This window comes from Micromonospora sp. NPDC048930, assembly GCF_043197935.1.
In the GTDB taxonomy this organism is placed as follows: domain Bacteria; phylum Actinomycetota; class Actinomycetes; order Mycobacteriales; family Micromonosporaceae; genus Micromonospora.
The window spans coordinates 321,282-337,312 of the sequence record NZ_JBICUB010000001.1; the positions used below are offsets into that span (position 1 = coordinate 321,282).

General features: G+C 74.2%; 15 protein-coding genes. 7 read left to right on the plus strand and 8 right to left on the minus strand.

The window, feature by feature from the left end; all coding sequences use genetic code 11:
• Window positions 1-36: 36 nt before the first annotated feature.
• Window positions 37-2,589: an ATP-dependent Clp protease ATP-binding subunit gene (locus tag ACGFI9_RS01645; protein ID WP_393173736.1), complete on the minus strand. Its 2,553-nt coding sequence runs from the start codon at window positions 2,587-2,589 to the stop codon at window positions 37-39.
• Window positions 2,590-2,702: 113 nt separating this feature from the next.
• Here ACGFI9_RS01645 and ACGFI9_RS01650 point away from each other — a divergent pair, with 113 nt between their 5' ends.
• From ACGFI9_RS01650 to ACGFI9_RS01675, 6 genes are all read left to right on the plus strand, one after another.
• The gene (locus tag ACGFI9_RS01650) at window positions 2,703-3,080 is read left to right on the plus strand and encodes a hypothetical protein (protein ID WP_393173738.1); all 378 of its coding nucleotides are present in this window, start codon (window positions 2,703-2,705) and stop codon (window positions 3,078-3,080) included.
• A 189-nt stretch (window positions 3,081-3,269) separates the two neighbouring features.
• Window positions 3,270-3,530 carry a hypothetical protein gene (locus ACGFI9_RS01655; protein WP_030504016.1) on the plus strand — a complete coding sequence of 87 codons (261 nt, stop codon included), beginning with the start codon at window positions 3,270-3,272 and terminating at the stop codon, window positions 3,528-3,530.
• A 10-nt stretch (window positions 3,531-3,540) separates the two neighbouring features.
• Window positions 3,541-4,422 (plus strand): hypothetical protein, encoded by an 882-nt coding sequence (locus tag ACGFI9_RS01660; RefSeq protein ID WP_393173740.1) that lies wholly within the window; start codon window positions 3,541-3,543, stop codon window positions 4,420-4,422.
• Window positions 4,415-7,087 carry an FtsK/SpoIIIE domain-containing protein gene (locus tag ACGFI9_RS01665; protein ID WP_393173742.1) on the plus strand — a complete coding sequence of 891 codons (2,673 nt, stop codon included), beginning with the start codon at window positions 4,415-4,417 and terminating at the stop codon, window positions 7,085-7,087. Before ACGFI9_RS01660 ends, ACGFI9_RS01665 begins: the two co-directional genes overlap by 8 nt.
• On the plus strand, window positions 7,084-7,752 hold the full coding sequence (locus ACGFI9_RS01670) for a hypothetical protein (protein ID WP_393173744.1): 669 nt from the start codon (window positions 7,084-7,086) through the stop codon (window positions 7,750-7,752). The genes ACGFI9_RS01665 and ACGFI9_RS01670 overlap by 4 nt, the downstream gene beginning before the upstream one ends.
• 189 nt (window positions 7,753-7,941) lie before the next feature.
• Entirely contained in the window at window positions 7,942-8,634 is a 693-nt protein-coding gene (locus ACGFI9_RS01675) for an SGNH/GDSL hydrolase family protein (protein WP_393173746.1), read from the plus strand.
• Window positions 8,635-8,675: 41 nt separating this feature from the next.
• Here the strand turns inward: ACGFI9_RS01675 and ACGFI9_RS01680 are convergent, their stop codons facing one another.
• Window positions 8,676-9,311: a class I SAM-dependent methyltransferase gene (locus tag ACGFI9_RS01680; RefSeq protein WP_393173748.1), complete on the minus strand. Its 636-nt coding sequence runs from the start codon at window positions 9,309-9,311 to the stop codon at window positions 8,676-8,678.
• 179 nt (window positions 9,312-9,490) lie between these two features.
• Between ACGFI9_RS01680 and ACGFI9_RS01685 the strand changes: the two genes are divergently transcribed.
• The gene (locus ACGFI9_RS01685; RefSeq protein WP_393173750.1) at window positions 9,491-9,739 is read left to right on the plus strand and encodes a hypothetical protein; all 249 of its coding nucleotides are present in this window, start codon (window positions 9,491-9,493) and stop codon (window positions 9,737-9,739) included.
• Window positions 9,740-9,863: 124 nt separating this feature from the next.
• On the opposite strand, the gene ACGFI9_RS01690 is transcribed toward ACGFI9_RS01685, so the two are convergent.
• The 6 genes from ACGFI9_RS01690 to hppD are packed head-to-tail and all read right to left on the minus strand — an operon-like array spanning window position 9,864 to window position 15,981.
• A complete protein-coding gene (locus ACGFI9_RS01690; RefSeq protein WP_393173752.1) occupies window positions 9,864-11,216 on the minus strand; it encodes a hypothetical protein in 1,353 nt (450 codons plus the stop codon).
• Complete coding sequence (locus ACGFI9_RS01695) at window positions 11,213-12,187, minus strand: alpha-ketoacid dehydrogenase subunit beta (protein WP_393173754.1); 975 nt, start codon at window positions 12,185-12,187, stop codon at window positions 11,213-11,215. The genes ACGFI9_RS01690 and ACGFI9_RS01695 overlap by 4 nt, the downstream gene beginning before the upstream one ends.
• The gene (locus ACGFI9_RS01700; RefSeq protein WP_393173756.1) at window positions 12,187-13,158 is read right to left on the minus strand and encodes a thiamine pyrophosphate-dependent dehydrogenase E1 component subunit alpha; all 972 of its coding nucleotides are present in this window, start codon (window positions 13,156-13,158) and stop codon (window positions 12,187-12,189) included. The genes ACGFI9_RS01695 and ACGFI9_RS01700 overlap by 1 nt, the downstream gene beginning before the upstream one ends.
• Window positions 13,155-13,952, minus strand: coding sequence for a DUF3050 domain-containing protein (locus ACGFI9_RS01705; protein WP_393173758.1), 798 nt, complete (start codon window positions 13,950-13,952; stop codon window positions 13,155-13,157). Before ACGFI9_RS01705 ends, ACGFI9_RS01700 begins: the two co-directional genes overlap by 4 nt.
• 2 nt (window positions 13,953-13,954) lie before the next feature.
• Window positions 13,955-14,878 carry a phytanoyl-CoA dioxygenase family protein gene (locus ACGFI9_RS01710; RefSeq protein WP_393173760.1) on the minus strand — a complete coding sequence of 308 codons (924 nt, stop codon included), beginning with the start codon at window positions 14,876-14,878 and terminating at the stop codon, window positions 13,955-13,957.
• Window positions 14,875-15,981 (minus strand): 4-hydroxyphenylpyruvate dioxygenase, encoded by a 1,107-nt coding sequence (gene hppD / locus ACGFI9_RS01715; protein WP_393173762.1) that lies wholly within the window; start codon window positions 15,979-15,981, stop codon window positions 14,875-14,877. Before hppD ends, ACGFI9_RS01710 begins: the two co-directional genes overlap by 4 nt.
• Window positions 15,982-16,031: the final 50 nt, after the last annotated feature.

Genomic DNA, 16,031 nt, shown 5'->3' on the forward strand with positions numbered 1-16,031 from the left:
CCGCCCTCCGCTCCCTCGTGGATGGGCCCTCCTGGCTCATCGGGGGTGGGACGTCGTCGCGGCGGTGTAGTCACGGTCTCCGGCGGCCACGTCGACGGCGAGCTGCCCGTCCCGGGCGTCCACGACGACCTTCTGCCCCGGGGAGATCTGGTCCTCCAGCAGCATCCGCGAGAGCCGGTTGTCCACCTCCCGCTGGATGACCCGGCGCAGCGGCCGGGCGCCGAACTCGGGCTGGTAGCCGTGCTCGGCGAGCCAGTCGATGCCGGCGGTGGTGAAGTCGACCTGGATGTCCTGGGCGTGCAGCCGGCGGCGGGTCTCCTCCAGCAGCAGCTCGGTGATCTGCCGCAGCTGCTCGGCCTCCAGCCGCTGGAAGATGATCACCTCGTCGATCCGGTTGATGAACTCCGGCCGGAAGTTCTCCTGGAGCCGGCGCATCAGCCGCTCCCGCAGCTCGTTGGACTCCTGCTCGCCGGGCTCGCCGGCGGCGGCGAAGCCGACCGTGCGTCGGGTGCCGGTGATCAGTTCCGAGCCCAGGTTGCTCGTCATGATCAGTACGGTGTTCTTGAAGTTCACCGTCCGGCCCTGGCTGTCGGTGAGCCGGCCGTCGTCGAGCACCTGGAGCAGGATGTTGAACACGTCCGGGTGGGCCTTCTCGATCTCGTCGAGCAGCACCACCGCGTACGGGCGGCGGCGGACCGCCTCGGTGAGCTGGCCGGCCTCCTCGTAGCCGACGTACCCGGGCGGGGCGCCGACCAGCCGGCTGACCGTGTGCCGCTCCTGGAACTCGCTCATGTCCACCCGGACCATCCGGTCCGCCTCGCCGAACAGCGCCTCGGCCAGCGCCCGGGCCAGCTCGGTCTTGCCGACGCCGGTCGGACCGAGGAACAGGAAGCTGCCCATCGGCCGGTTCGGGTCGGCCAACCCGGTCCGCGAGCGGCGCACCGCCTCGGCGACCGCGCTGACCGCCTCGTCCTGCCCGACCACCTTCTCGTGCAGGTACCCCTCCAGGCGCAGCAGCCGGTCGCGTTCCTCCTCGGTGAGCTGGTTGATCGGGATGCCGGTGGACCGGGAGACCACCTCGGCGATCTCCGTCGGCCCCACCGTGGGCACCTCGGGGTTCTCGCCGTCGCCCCGGGCCCGCCGAATCTGGCCCTCCAGTTCGGACACCCGGTCGCGCAGGGAGGAGGCCCGCTCGTACTGCTCGTCGGCGACCGCCTGGTCCTTGTCCCGGCGTACCTCGTCGAGCTGCCGCTCCAGGTCGCGCACGTCCTCGGCGGGGGTACGGGTGCGCAACCGCACCCGGGCGCCGGCCTGGTCGATCAGGTCGATCGCCTTGTCCGGCAGGTACCGGTCGGTGATGTAGCGGTCGGAGAGCTCGGCGGCGGCCACCAGGGCCTCGTCGGTGAACCGGACCTGGTGGTGCGCCTCGTAGCGGTCGCGCAGGCCACGCAGGATGGCGACGGTGTCCTCGACGCTGGGCTCGGGGACCAGCACCGGCTGGAACCGGCGGGCGAGGGCGGCGTCCTTCTCGATGCTGCGCCGGTACTCGTCCAGCGTGGTCGCGCCGATCACCCGCAGCTCGCCGCGGGCGAGGGCCGGCTTGAGCATGTTGGACGCGTCCATGCCGCCCTCGCTGCCGGCGCCGCCCGCGCCGACCAGGGTGTGGATCTCGTCCAGGAAGATGATCAGCTCGTCCCGGTGGGCGCGGATCTCGTCGATCACCTTCTTCAGGCGTTCCTCGAAGTCGCCCCGGTAGCGGGTGCCGGCGACCAGGCCGGCCAGGTCGAGCTGGATGACCCGCTTGCCGATCAGGGTCTGCGGCACGTCCCCGTCGCAGATCCGCTCGGCGAGTCCCTCCACGATGGCGGTCTTGCCGACGCCCGCCTCGCCGATCAGCACCGGGTTGTTCTTGGTCCGCCGGGACAGGATCTCCACCGCCTGCTCGATCTCGTCGGCCCGGCCGATCACCGGGTCGATCTGGTCCATCCGGGCCAGGTCGGTGAGGTCCTGGCCGTACTGGTCGAGGGTGGGGGTGCCGCGGTCGGGCTTCGGGCCGGCCATCGGGCCGCGTTCGGCGCTGGCCGCCTGCAACGACTCGGGCTGGATCCGGCCGGCGGCGAGCATCCGGCCAGCCGGCGACTCCGGGTTGAGCGGCAGGGCCATCAGGATGTGCTCGGGACCGATGTAGTTCGCCCCCATCGCCCGGGAGAGCTGGTGCGCGTCGAGCAGCGCCCGCTTGGCCGCCGGGGTGAGCGACAGGTTCGGCGGCACCTCGCCGCGCGGCGCCCCGTCACCGCGCCCGCCGAGGGCGTTGAGCAGGGTCTCCGGGTCGGCGCCGGCGCGGCGTACCAGGTCGCGCAGCGGCTCGCGCTGCAACGCCGCCCAGAGCAGATGGTCGGTGTCCAGGTCGTTGCTGTGCTTCTGGGCGGCCCGGCGGGCCGCGTCGGCGAGCATCTCCCGCGCGTCCGCGGTCATCAGGCGGGTGATGTCGACCCGGTGCGCCGGCCGGCGTCCCCCCTCGCCCCGGCCGAAGTAGCGGGCCAGGAACTCGTCCCACGGGTCGTTGCCGAAGTCACCGGGTCCCATCATCTCTGTCCTCCGCAGTCGGTCGGCACGGCCGGGGCGCGGCATGGCGCGGCACGGTCGGCGGTGGCTACCCGGCGCTCGGCGCGACAAACGCGGCCGGGTGGCACGCTGGGGGCATGGAGACCAGGCCGCTGCTGATCGTCGACGGCGCGAACGTGGTCGGCTCGCGGCCGGACGGCTGGTGGCGGGACCGGGCCGGGGCGGCCGCCCGGCTGCGCGACGCGCTGGTGCCGCTGGCCGAGACGGGCGTACCCCCGGAGCTGCCGCCGCCGGTGGAGGTGGTGCTGGTGCTGGAGGGCGCGGCGCGGGGCGTGCCGGCGGTGCCCGGGGTCGCCGTGGTGGCCGCGCCGGGCTCCGGCGACGACACGATGGTCGACCTGGTCGCGGCGGCGCCGCGCCGCCGCCGGGTGGTGGTCACCGCCGACCGGGAGCTGCGGTCCCGGGTGGGAGCGCTGGGCGCCGAGGTGTACGGGCCGCGCTGGTTGCTCGGCTGACCGTCCCGGCCCGGCCGTGGACGGGACCGGTTGTCTCACCGGCGGGACCGGGCGGCTGCCGGTCGCGGCTCTTCGCGCACGTCAGCGGCACAATCGGACAACGGGGCAGGAACACCGCGAGGGCGGATGTTCGCCCACCCGTGGGGATGGGTTGTAATGGAGATCTCCCTTGCCCCCAGGAGGTCCCCCGTGGCGAGCGTCGCCGAGCTGAAGGCAGCCATCGATGTCGCCCTCCAACAGATAGGTGACGGGCAGACAGCCGTGCAGGCGGCCGGCGAGAAGCTGGCCGAGGCGCAGCAGACGCTGGCCGGCGCGCTGGAGGGCAGCGGGCACGAGACCGTGGAGGCGGCCCAGGCGTCGCTGACCCAGGCCAGCCAGGAGCTGGAGGAGTGCCTCGCCGCCACCCTGGTCGCGGTCGAGCAGGCGCAGCTCTACGTCGCCACCCTCTGAGGGCCGGGCCGTGTCCATCGTCGAGGACATCGGCGCGCAGGTCCGCGCCGCCGCAGAGGAGCTGCCGCTCGCCCCGCTCGCCCTGGCCCTGGAGAAGTTCGGCCAGGCCACCGAGCGGCTGCGCTGGGTACGCCAGGAGTCGGCCAACCCGATGGGGGTGCCGGAGCTGTCGGCCGCGACCGAGCACGCCGAGACCGCCGGGTACGCGCTGCGGGTGGCCCAGGAGCAGCTCTCGGCGTACCTGGCGGCGATCGGGCTGGCCGCCGACGGCGCGCCGGCCCCGACCGGCGAACGGCGCCGGCCGAAGCACGACGCGCCCCGGGGCGAGACGTCCCCGCCCGCCCCCGGCGGCGCACCGGAGCCGGGCGAGCAACCGACGGTGCGGCGCTGGTGGGCGGTGCGGGTGGCGGAGCTGACCGGCGGCCGGGAGGGGGCGCCGGACGAGCCGGACGAGCGGGTCGGCGACTCCCGCGAGCTGCTGCGGCGGGTGGTCACCGGGGTCCGCTCCGGCGACCGGGACCGGTTGCACCGCGAGCTGCGCGCCGCGCACGCCGACGTCGGGCTGGGGCTGGCCGCGATCGCCCCGCCGATGCTGCGCGACCTGGCCGGTGAGCTGCTCGGGCACCCGCCGCGCGCCGACGACCTGGGCCGGCTGCGCCGGGAACTGGACGGGCGGGTGCGGGACCTGCTGCCCGGGCTGCCGCCGCCGGTGCTGGACACCCTGCTGACCCGGGTCTGCCGGATGCCCCCGCCGCGCCGCTCCGGCGACGAGGAGCAGCCGCACGCGGCGGACCCGGCGGTGACCGCCGGAGTGGTCACCGGCGTGCTGCTGGACCGGCTCGGGCGGGACCTGCCCACGGGCGCCGACGAGCGGGAGCCGACCCGTGGCTGACGTCCGCGCCCAACTGGTGTCGCGGGTCCGGGGGATGCTCTCCGAGGCCCTCGGCGCAACCCGCAACCGGCTGGCCGCCGCCGACGCGGAGCTGGCCGCCGGCCGGGACCGGCTCGCCCGGGTGCGGCGGGCCGCCGCGGCCGTACCGGAGCGGGTGGGCGCCGCCCGCGACCGCCGGCTGGCCGAGATCGACGCCCGGCACGCCCGGCGGATCGCGGAGCTGACCCGGCGGGCCGCCGCGGCGGCCGAGCGGGAGGCGCCGGGCGCGGCGTCCGCGCGCTGGGACCACTGGCGCCCCACCCCGGCCGGCCGGGCCGAGACCCCCGGCGCGGTCCGGGTCGGCGCGGTACGCATCCCCGGCGGCGAGCCGGTGCCGGCGCTGGTGCCGCTGCTCGACGCCGGCCACGTGCACCTGGCCGGCAGCGACCGGGAGGGCATCGCCGCCCTGGTGCCCGCGCTGCTGCTGCGCTCGGTGGGCCGGGCCGACCCGGGCGGCGTGCGGCTCTTCGGGTACGACCCCGAGCACCTCGGCGGCGGGCTGGCCGGGTTCGCCCCGCTCGGCACCGCCGGGCTGCTCACCTTCGTCGGCCCCGGCGGGCTGGGCAAGCTGCTGGACGACCTGGTGGAGCAGATCCGCCGGATCAACGAGACCGTGCTCGCCGGCGAGTACGCCTCGCTGCGCGCCCTCGCCGCGGCGACCGGCCGCCGGCCCGAGCCGTGGCGGGTGGCGGTGCTGCTCGGCGGGGACGAGCTGTCCCGGCACGAGCGCGGCCAACTGGACCGGGTGGTCCGCACCGGGGCGGCCTGCGGGGTGCACCTGGTGGTCCGCGGCATCGACCTGCCGGACGACCCGACGGTCACCCGGGTGGTGGTGGAGCCGGACGACGCCCGGATCGCCGGGCTGCCGGTGGTGCTCGACGAGCCGCCGCCGGCCACCCTGGTCACCGAGACCTGCCGGGAGGTGGCCTCCCGGGTCAACGCCGGCCCGCCGCCGGCGCCCTTCACCGACCTGCTCCCCCCGGTCGAGGAGTACTGGCGGGAGGACTCGGCGCACGGGTTGACCGCGCCGATCGGCGAGGGCCCGCACGGGCGGCCGGTGCTGCTCACCCTCGGCGACTACCCGCCGCACGCGCTGATCGGCGGCCCGTCCGGGACCGGCAAGACCAACCTGATCTTCGCCTGGATCGGCGCGCTCGCCTCCCGCTACTCCCCCGCCGAGCTGGAGTTCTACCTGCTGGACTTCAAGGAGGGGGTGTCCTTCGCCCGGTTCGCGCAGGGCCGGCGGGACCCGAGCTGGCTGCCGCACATGCGACTGGTCGGCATCAACGTCAACACCGACCGCGAGTTCGGGCTGGCGCTGCTGCGCTTCCTCGCCGAGGAGCTGCGCCGGCGGGCGGACGCCGCGAAGAAGCACGAGGTCACCAAGCTGGCCGAGCTGCGCGCGGTGGACCCGACCGGGCACTGGCCCCGCATCGTCGCGGTGGTCGACGAGTTCCAGGCGCTGCTCGCCGGCCGGGACGTGGTCGCCAGGGAGGCCGCCGACCTGCTGGAGGACCTGGCCCGGCGAGGCCGGTCGCAGGGCATCCACCTGGTGCTCGCCTCGCAGGACGTACGGGGCATCGAGGCGCTCTGGGGGCGCCCCGCGCTGGTCGCCCAGTTCACCCTGCGGATCGCGCTGCCCAAGGCGCTGCGGATCCTGGCCGAACGCAACGACGCGGCGCAGTCACTGCCCCGGCACCACGCCGTGGTCAATGCCGAGTCCGGCCTGGTCGAGGGGAACGAGGTGGCCCGCATCCCGTCGGCCAGCGACTGGGAGACCTGGAGCGAACTGCAGCATCGGCTGTGGCGGATGCGCCCGCAGGACGCCGCCCCGGCCCGGCTCTTCGACGGCGACGCGATCCCCCGGCTGGCCGACGCACCGGACTTCCGCGCCCTGGCCGCCCCCGAGCAGGGCGTGCCGCGCAACCCGGTGGCGCTGCTCGGGGAGATCATCGACGTACAGGCCCGCTCGGCGGCGCTGCGGCTGCCTCGCGCCCCCGGGCGGAACCTGGCCGTGCTGGGCACCCGGGTCGACGAGGCGTGCGCGGTGCTCGACGCGGTGGCCCGCTCCCTCGCGCGCCAGCACCGGCCCGGCACCGCCCGGTTCTCCATCGCCTGCCTCGACCCGGACGCCGACCCGGCCGCCCGCGCCCTCTACGAGGACCTGGCCGGCGACGCCGCCTGGTACGACGAGGAGACCGTGCCGGAGCTGATGGCCGAGGTGGGCGATACGTTGGGCGCCCCGGGCACCCGGAACAGCCCGCACTACCTGCTGCTGTACGCGGTCGACGCGGCCGCCGGGCAGCTCGCCGGCAAGGCCGGCGGGCGTACCGGGCTGGAGCAGCTGCGCCGGATCCTGCACGATGGGCCGGAACGGCGTACCCATGTCCTGGCGTGGTGGCGCGGGGTGGCCCGGATGCGCGCCGACCTGGGCGGTGCGGGGGCCCGCCTGGACCAGGTCGGGGCATGGGTGGCGTTGGACGTGCAGGGCGCCGAGCTGAGCGGCGCTCTCTATCCCGGCACCGGTGGCCCGGACTGGTACCCCCGGCCGTGGCGCGGACTCTACTTCGACCGGGCGGTGCACCGCACCGGCCAGGTGATCATCCCCTATGGTCCATCCCGATGAACGCACCGGTCGCCAGTGAGACGTACGCCGCCCAGATCCGTCGGCTCGCCGAGCTGACCGCCCGGGTGGCCGCCCAACGCGCCGAGGCGCACACCTGGTACGCCCAGCAGTGCGCCGCCGCCGACCGGGCCGTCGCCGAGGCCACCGAGCAGGTCCGGCGGGCCGAGGCGGCGGCGGCCGAGGCGCGGGACCTCGTGGAGCGGGTCGACGCCGAGGCCACCCACCTGTGGGGGCAGCTACGGTCCCGGGTCGGCGCGGGCGGGCGGCGGCTGGGCGACCCGCCCGGCCCGGCCCGAGACGCCACCGGCGACCCCGTCCCGCTGCTGCACGGGGTACGCGAGCTGCTGGACCGTACCCGCCAACCGGGCGAGCTGCCCGGCTCGGCGAACCCGCTGCTGGTGGCCTGCGGGGTCGGCGGCGCGGTCGTCGCGTACGCCCTGGGGTTGGCGGCGCGGGCGCTGGGCCACGGCTCCGGCGGCGACCTGGCGGTCGGCATGCCGGTGCTGGCGCTGGTCATCACGCTGCTCGGGCCGCTGGTCGGGCTGGCGCCGGCCCGGCTGATCGCCGACCGCCGGCACGCCGTGCTGACCCCCCGACCGATGCTCTTGGTGGCCGGCGCGGGCCTGGTGACGACGCTCCTCCTGCTCGCCCTCGCCGCGCGCTGACGGCACCACTCCGCCACGCTCGCTGCCGTCGCCCCCCGTCCGCGACCACTCTGCCGCCGATCGTGGACAGTTGACGTTCGCTGCGAGCGGCAACTGTCCAAGATCTCGTCGACCGACCTGGAGTCTGCGACGAGGAGAGGGGCGGATCGCGTGATCGACGGGGCGGTGCGGATCGGTTAGCGTGCGGGCGTGGGATCGACGTTGACCGAAGCGACGGATCCGTGGTGTCTGCGCGAGGGCGAGAGCCGGGAGCTGTTGCGCGGCCACCCGTGGCGGCGGTTCGTGGTGCTGGGCGACAGCGTGGCCGAGGGGATGTGCGAGCCGGTCGAGGGGTACCCGGACCTGCAGTGGGCGGACCGGATCGCCGCCGAACTGCGGGCCGTCCAGCCGGGACTGGCGTACCTGAACCTGGGGCGGCGGGGGCTGCGGGCGCACGAGGTGCGGGCGACGCAGCTCGCCCCGGCGCTGGACTTCGCGCCCGACCTGGCGCTGGTGGTCTGCGGCGGCAACGACGCGTTCCGACCCGGCTACGACCCGGATGCGGTGGACGCCGAGCTCGCCGCGATGGTCGCCGCCCTCACCGACGTCGGGGCGGACGTCATCACGGTGGGCATGTTCGACGTGTCGCACAGCCCGGCCGTGCCGGCGCCGCTCCAGGCCGGCCTGGGGGAACGCATGCGCCGCCTGTCGGCGCACACCGGCCGGCTGGCGGAGCGCCTCGGCACCCTGCACGTGCACCTCACCGACCACCCGGCGGTCGCCGACCCGTCCCTGTACAGCAGCGACGGTCGGCACGGCAGCGCGCGCAGCGACGCCATCGCCGCCGCGGAGACCCTCCGGGTGCTGGGTGCCCACCTGGCGCCGCGCCGGGCGGACTGCTGACGGATCGCGGCCGCGCCGTGGTCACCCGGTACGACAAGCCGCTACTCGACCTCCTGACGGCGCAGCGTCAGCGACTGGAACCGGTGGCCGTGGCCGGCGTCGACGGGGTGGAAGTCCACGACGTCGAACCATGCGGTGGTGAAGCCGAGCAACTGCTCGTCGGTGCGCCAGGAGAAGAAGCGTGGCGGCACGTGTTCGTCGCCGTCGATTGGACCTTCGGCGCTCTCGTCACCGCCGTACACGCCGAGGAAGAAGAGTCCGCCGGGGCGCAGGACCCCGCGGATCGCCGCCAGGACCGCGGGCAGGTCGTGGTTGGGCACGTGCAGCAGGCAGTTCATCGCGAACACCGCGTCGAACGAGCCGGCCGCGAAGCTCAGTTGCAGAAAATCCATGACGTGGGCCTCGATGCCCTTGGCCCGGCAGTGCTCGACCATCACCGGCGACAGGTCGGCCGCGACGACGGCGAAGCCTTCCTGCTGGAAGTAGGCGCTGTCCTGCCCGGTGCCGGCGCCGATCTCCAGCAGGCGCGCGCCCGGCGCCAGCCGGTCACGGAACGCCTGCCGTTCCACCAGTTTCCACGGCTCCTTGATGAGCCCGTCCCGCTCGGCCGCCCGCGCGTCGTACGCCTCACGCAGCGGGCCGAGCACCTCGTCGTATCGCACGGTCACGTCGATCATTATCAACGCGAGGGCGCGGTCACGTGTCCCGCCGCGACGCCCCGGCGCAGGGTTCACCGCTCGGCGACACGCCGGTCGTGAGGCAGGCGTGGCCCATACTGACATCGACCCCCGCCCTCGGGCACCGGATCAACAGATCGGGGAATGTCGTGATCGCCAGGGTCGCAGTGTGGGAACCGATGCCGACCGATGACCGGGACTGGGTGATCGAAGCCTCCGCGGCCGTGCCGGGGTTACGGGCCGCGTACCACCTGGTCGACCCCGAGACCGGCAACGGCCTGTCCATTGCCATCTTCGATGACGAGGAGGCCGCCCAGGCGGCCGGGGCCGCGATCCGGCGGCGCGCGGAGGAGATCGGCTGGCACGACCAGCCCCACCCGCGCTTCACCTCCGAGACCTTCTACCAGGTGCTCCGCGGCCGACCGTAGGCGCCGCCCCCGATCGCGTCGGCCTTCGCCGAGCCGTGTCGATCAAGGAGTTCGCGTCGCCCGGGGGGCCCGATTCTGACGCAAACTCCTTGATCACCGTGACAGGGGCGCGACCGGGGGCCGGTCAGTTGGTGAGGAGGATGCCGGTCATGAGGACGCCGCGGGCCAGGTTGAGGACGCCTTCGCAGCCGGGGTAGCCGACTCGGGCCAGGGCGCCGGAACCCGTTCTGCCGAACAGGTACGGGGCGAGGCTGTACGGGACCTCGGCGCTGACCGTCTCCCCCGTCTCGATCTGCACGAAGTCCATCGTGACCCGGTCCGCCTCGTGGTAGCGCTGGAGGATGTTGCCGCCCGCGTCGATCGCGGCGCGTACGCCGTCCTCCCAGGCCACCGGGCTCATCTCCCGGCCGATGAGCACCCCGTGCCCGGCGGAGCCGCCGGCCGGCTTGGCCACCAGGTCGGCCTGCTCCGCGAGGGCCCGGTCGAGCTGGTCGGCGGTGAGCGCGACCGTGTGCGGCACGTACCGGCGGACCAGCGCCCGGTCGGTGTCGGAGAGCAGGTCCAGGTCGGCCCAGAGCCAGGCGAAGTTCATCTTGTTGCTGAGCAGCCAGGCGGCGGTGCTGACGAACATCGGCAGGGTGTCGGCGGCCAGGGCCCCGGCGACCGCGTCCAGGCCGGCGCTCGGGGTGACCCGGTTGGGCACGAAGAGCCGGAACAGGGCGTCGACCGGGGCGCCGTCCACCACGAGTCGCCGCTGGTCGTCGAGGGTGGCGCCGGAGACCGGCCCGATGACCAGGTCGATGCCGAAGCGCCGGGCCTGGTCGGCGAGCGGCGAGAGGATCTTGACGAAGGTCTCCGGGTCGTCCAGTCCCGGGTACTCGGCGTCGAAGTCCATCAGCAGCGCCACTCGGGCGCCGTCGGCCAGCCCGAGGGTCTCCCGGATGGCGACGAACCGCTGGTCCAGCAGGGACGGTGCGGGCCGCAGCCCGTCGAGCAGCCCGTGCGAACGGTAGAGGTCGGCGTACCGGTAGATCACCGTGTCGGCGTCGAAGCCGCCGCCGAGGCTGCTGTCGATGTTGTACTCGACGATGCACGGCACCCCGCCGGAGTAGAGCACGTCCGGCCGGTACGCGGCGAGCAGCCCGTCGTGCAGCACCTCGTCCTCGTCGAGGAGCCTGGTCTCCCCCTCCGGCACGTCGAGCAGCCGGCGCAGCTCCCCCGCGGTCCGGGCGCGGCGCTGGCAGGCCTCCAGGATGAGCTGGGCGATCCGGTCGCAGACCTCGTTCAGCTCGCGGAACGCGTCGGCGGTCAGCACCGGCGGCCGGGCCAGCCGCCACTGCTTGTTGTAGGTGGCCCGGCCGTGAAAGATCTTCTCCCAGGCGGCGGCGCCGGCGGCCACCATCCCGGTACGGGTCGACTCGGGAAGGTCGGTCCACGCCTGGCCGAGCGGCGGCCACGGGTATGCGGGGTCGATCATGATGCGTCCTTCAGGCAGAGTTGGATGGTGGCGGTGAGCTGCTCCCGGCCGGGTTGCACGGCCCGGTCCAGCGCGGGCGCGAAGGGCAGCACGGCGCCGTCGGGGCGGGTGACCCGACGGGGCGGCGCGGCCAGCCGGACCCGCTCGACGACCGTGGCGATGATCTCCCCGGCGATGCCGCAGGACCGGTTGGAGTCGTCCACCACCACGAGACGCCCGGTGCGGGCCACCGACCCGAGCAGGCCGTCCCAGTCGAACGGGTACAGGGTGCGGGGGTCGAAGACCTCCACCGACAGCTGGTCGGCCAGTTCGTCGGCAACCGCCAGGGCGTCGTGCACCAGGTGTCCGACGGCCACCACGGTGACGTCCGTCCCGGGTCGACGGACGCATCCCCGCCCGATCGGGACCGGCTCGAGATCCGAGAGAGCGACGTCGGCCCGCAGCTCCATGGCCCCTGCGGGGGCGAAGACCACCACCGGGTCGTCGCAGCGGATCGCCGACACCAGCAGCCCGTACGCGTCGGCCGGGGTGGCCGGCACCACGGTGGTCACCCCGACGTGGGTGAAGAGGCTGTACGGGTGGTCGGAATGCTGCCCGGCCCAGCCGGTCCGGGAGCCGGAGCCGGGCACCAGGTAGGTGACCGGGACGGCGCACTGGCCGCCGGTCATCAGCGGGAACTTGTGGGCGTGGTTGACGATCTGCTCGAAGACCAGGAAGAGCAGCGACGGGATCTGGAACTCGATCACCGGGCGCGCCCCGGCCAGGGCGGCGCCGGTGGCGAAGCTGGTGAACGCCTGTTCCGACAGCGGGGTGTCGAGCACCCGCTTCGATCCGAACTTCTTCAGCAGGCCGGAGGTGACGTTCGCGGCGGCCACCCGGATGTCCTCGCCGAGCAGGAACACCGACTCGTCGCGGGCCATCTCGTCGGCGAGCGCCCGGGTGAGCGCCCTGCGGTAGGAGAGCCGGGGCATCAGCCACCTCCGGTCCGGGCGGTGAGCCCGCTGGCGTACAGGTGGTCGAGGGCGGTGGCCGGGTCCGGGGCGGGGCTGGCCAGGGCGTAGTCGACGGCGGCGTCGAGGACCGCCTCGACCGCGGCGTCGACCTCGGCCCGGACCGGGGAGGGCAGCCGGGCGCCCTGGATGTCGACCGGGTCGCGGGAGCGGCCGGCGGCCACCTCCTCGGGCGGGCGGTAGTCGAGGCGTACCTGGTGCTCGAAGGTGTGGTGGGCGTCGAAGCGGTAGGTGCGGGCCTCGAGGAGCTCGGGGCCGCCGCCGGCGCGCATCCGGCCGACGGCGGCCGCGGTGGCGTCGCGTACCTCCTCGGGGTCCTGGCCGTCGACGGCGGTGGCCGGCATGCCGAAGGCGGCGGCGCGGCCGGCGATGGTGCCGGCGACCGCGCCCGCGACGGGCATGGTGGTGGCGTAGCCGTTGTTCTCGCAGACGAACAGCACCGGCACCCGCCAGAGCGCGGCCAGGTTGAACGCTTCGAGGAGCATGCCCTCGTTGACCGCGCCGTCGCCGAAGAAGGTCGCCCCGACCACGTCGTCGCCGCGCCGCCGACGCGCCCACACCGCTCCGGTGAGGATCGCGCCGGCGGCCCCGACGATGGCGTTGGCGCCGAGCACCCCGACGCCGAAGTCGGCGGCGTGCATCGACCCGCCCCGGCCCCGGTTGAGCCCGGTGACCCGGCCGCAGAGCTCGGCGAGCATCCGGGCCGGGTCGGCGCCCTTGGCGAGCACGTGGCCGTGCCCGCGGTGGGTGCCGGTCACCAGGTCGTCGCCGCGCAGCGCGGCGCAGACCCCGGCGGCAATCCCCTCCTGCCCGAGGTACGGGTGGATGCCGCCGACGATCTCCCCGGCGCGGACCAGGTCGATGGCCCGCTCCTCGAAGCGGCGGATCAGCCGTACCGTGCGGTAGAGCCGGACCGGGTCGGAGTCCGTCACGCCGGGCGGCCCTCCTTGATGGCGGCCAGGATGCCGTCCCAGAGCCTGGCCCGGGCGGCGAGCGCGTCGTTGACAGTGTCCGCGCACTCCCGCCACTTGGTGTCGTCGTCGCCGCAGAGGTCGGCGAGCATCTGCATGGCCATCGGGGTGTGCTGCTCCCCGTCGACCTCGATGTGCCGCTCCAGATAGTCGACGAAGGTGTTCAGCCGGTTGCTGCGCTCGTTGACGGCGACGACCTGGGTGAACATCTCCGGGATCAGGTCCTCCCGGCCGAACGCGAAGGCCGCCGCCTGGCAGTGCACCGGGGTGGTGTCGATGATCCGCCAGGTGGTGCCGGCGAACGCGGCGGACGGGGCGGGCACCCCGGCCTCGGCCAGTGCCTCGGTCACCGGCCGGCCGGCGCGCAGCAGGTCGACCAGGCGGTCCACCGCGCCGGTGTCCGCGCCGGCCTCGGTCATGCCCCGCACGTACAGCTCGAAGTGGCTGATGAAGCCTTCGCCCAGCTCGTCGCTCTCCTCCACCATCACGATGTCGTTGATCAGGCGGCGGCTGCCGGTGGGGCCGGTCGGGATCCACGGCACGGTGACGCAGGTGAGCTGGCGCTGCAGCGACTTGAGCAGCGACATGAAGTCCCAGACCGCGAAGACGTGGTGCTCCATGAAGGTGACCAACGCGTCGTGGGTGTCCAGGTTGGCGTAGAGGGGGTGCTTGACGACCACGTCGCGGCGCTCGGTGACCGCCTGCTCCAGCCGCTCGATCCCCGGGTGCGTCCTACCCCAGTCGTACCGTGACATGGTCAGCCTCCCTGCTGGGCGCGGTCGCGCCAGATGGCCGGGCAGAATTCGGGGTCGGCGTAGTCCGGCCGGCCCTCCGGGGTGCGGCGGACCAGCACGTCGTGGTTGTACGCGGCGAGCGTGCCGTCGGAGAGCGGGTACTCCCGCCAGGCGTTGGCGCCGTCCTGCAGGTGCAGCGAGATCGCCCGGCGGGGGCGGTCGCTGACGTTCGCGCCGCTGCCGTGGTAGATGCGGCAGTGGTGGAAGCTCATGTGTCCCTTGGGGATCACCATGGGGATCTTGCGGATCTCCGCGCCGTTGTGCGCGGCGTTCTCGGCGAGCATGACGTCGAGCTGGTCGCGGTCCCGGTCGGCGAAGTGCCGGACCACGGTGTCGTCGGCGCCGATCTCCTGCCAGCGGTGCGACCCGTCGACCATGGTGATGGTGCCCATCTCCTCCCCGCAGTCGTGGAAGGGGATGAACGCGGTGAGCATGTTCTCCGAGGCCGACGACGCCCAGTAGTGCTTGTCGAAGTGCCAGGGCACGATGTTCGACGGCTCCCCGGAGATGGGCGGCTTCCAGATCAGGGTGGACTGGAAGACCCGGATCTCGTCGGCCTCGGCGAGCCGCGCCGCGACCGCCCCGATCAGCGGCTTGCGCAGGATCCGGCCGATCACGTCGTGCTCGTAGTGCACGTAGTCGTTGTGCCGCTGCACGTCGCCCTTGGACGGGTCCCAGTAGGCCAGTCGCGGGGGCCGGACCGGCAGGCGACGGTCGCGTTCCCCGGCGTAGTAGCGGTCGGTCGCCGCGACGAGCTCGTCCACCTCGTCGTCAGTGAGCAGCTTCTTCGACAGGTACCAGCCGTGCTCGGCGTAGTGGCGGACGTCCTCGTCGGAGGGGAGCAGCGCCTCCTCCTCGGCGGTCAGTGTCGGATGTGTCGTGGTCATGCCCCCACCCCTCCTGCCGTCCCGGCCGCGACGGCGGTGGTCGCCCCCGCCGCGGCCAGCTCCCGTTCCTTGGCCTCGTAGAGCGCCCTGATGTTGCCGCTGCCGAAGGTGCGCGCCCCGCGCCGCTCGATGAGTTCGAGGAAGAGGGTGCGGCGCACGTGCATCGACTCGGTGAAGATCTGCAGCAGCTGGCCGCCGTGGTCGGAGTCGACCAGGATGCTCAGGTCGCGCAGCCGGTCCAGGGGCGCGTCGACCTTGCCGACCCGGGCCTCCAGGTCGTCGTAGTAGGCGGCCGGGGTGCCGGCGAACCGGACCCCCCGGTCGGCGAGCGTGGCGACGGCGGTGACGATGTCGTCGGTACGCAGCCCGAGGTGCTGCACCCCGGCGCCGGCGTGCCAGCGCAGGAAGTCCTCGATCTGCCCGGGCCGGGCGCTGGTGTCCGGCTCCAGCAGCACCAGGGTGACCCGCTCGGACGGGCTCTGCACCACCTTGGAGTTCATCGCCTGCCCGGCGACCTCGATGTGCTCCTCGAAGATCTCCGCGAAGCCGAACACCTCCGCGTAGTGCTTCACCGTGTCGTCGAGCTGGCCCGGCGGCACGCAGACCGCCAGGTGGTCGATCTCGGCGAGCAGCGTGCCGTCGCCCGCCCCGGGCAGCGACTCGATCGCCCCGGGCAGGAACTCGGCCCGGTCGCCGCGCCGCTCGACGAGGCGGTGCAGCACGTCGCCGAAGCCGCCGACCTCGGCGACCACCACCTCGGCGTCCGCGCCGGTGAAGGTCCGCGGCGGGGTCACGCCGGTCGCACCCCGGCCCACCAGCTCCGCGTACGCCCCGGCGGCGTCGTCGACCTCGAGGGCGACCACCGCGATGCCGTCGCCGTGCCGTTGCACGTACGCCGACGCCGGGTGCTCGGCGGTCAGCCCGGAGGTGAGCAGCATCCGGATGTCGGCCTGGGCCAGCAGCAGCGAGCGCTGGTCGGCCAGCCCGGTCTCCGGCCCGCCCTGGCCGCGCAGCCGGAACCCGACGGCGGTACCGAAGTAGAAGGCGGCCTGGCGGGCATCCCCCACGTACAGTTCGACATGATCTATGCCATTGATTCGCATCTGTCCCTTCCCCATTTCCCCCCGTGCCTGGCGTTCGGGCGCACCGCGCC

Bases quoted from the DNA above. Each gene is read 5' to 3' on its own strand.
- ACGFI9_RS01680 (WP_393173748.1), bottom strand. From the start codon at position 9,311: ATGATCGACGTGACCGTGCGATACGACGAGGTGCTCGGCCCGCTGCGT.
- ACGFI9_RS01685 (WP_393173750.1), top strand. From the start codon at position 9,491: ATGCCGACCGATGACCGGGACTGGGTGATCGAAGCCTCCGCGGCCGTG.
- ACGFI9_RS01710 (WP_393173760.1), bottom strand. From the start codon at position 14,878: ATGACCACGACACATCCGACACTGACCGCCGAGGAGGAGGCGCTGCTC.
- ACGFI9_RS01695 (WP_393173754.1), bottom strand. From the start codon at position 12,187: ATGCCCCGGCTCTCCTACCGCAGGGCGCTCACCCGGGCGCTCGCCGAC.
- hppD (WP_393173762.1), bottom strand. From the start codon at position 15,981: ATGCGAATCAATGGCATAGATCATGTCGAACTGTACGTGGGGGATGCC.
- ACGFI9_RS01690 (WP_393173752.1), bottom strand. From the start codon at position 11,216: ATGATCGACCCCGCATACCCGTGGCCGCCGCTCGGCCAGGCGTGGACC.
- ACGFI9_RS01705 (WP_393173758.1), bottom strand. From the start codon at position 13,952: ATGTCACGGTACGACTGGGGTAGGACGCACCCGGGGATCGAGCGGCTG.
- ACGFI9_RS01670 (WP_393173744.1), top strand. From the start codon at position 7,084: ATGAACGCACCGGTCGCCAGTGAGACGTACGCCGCCCAGATCCGTCGG.
- ACGFI9_RS01645 (WP_393173736.1), bottom strand. From the start codon at position 2,589: ATGATGGGACCCGGTGACTTCGGCAACGACCCGTGGGACGAGTTCCTG.
- ACGFI9_RS01650 (WP_393173738.1), top strand. From the start codon at position 2,703: ATGGAGACCAGGCCGCTGCTGATCGTCGACGGCGCGAACGTGGTCGGC.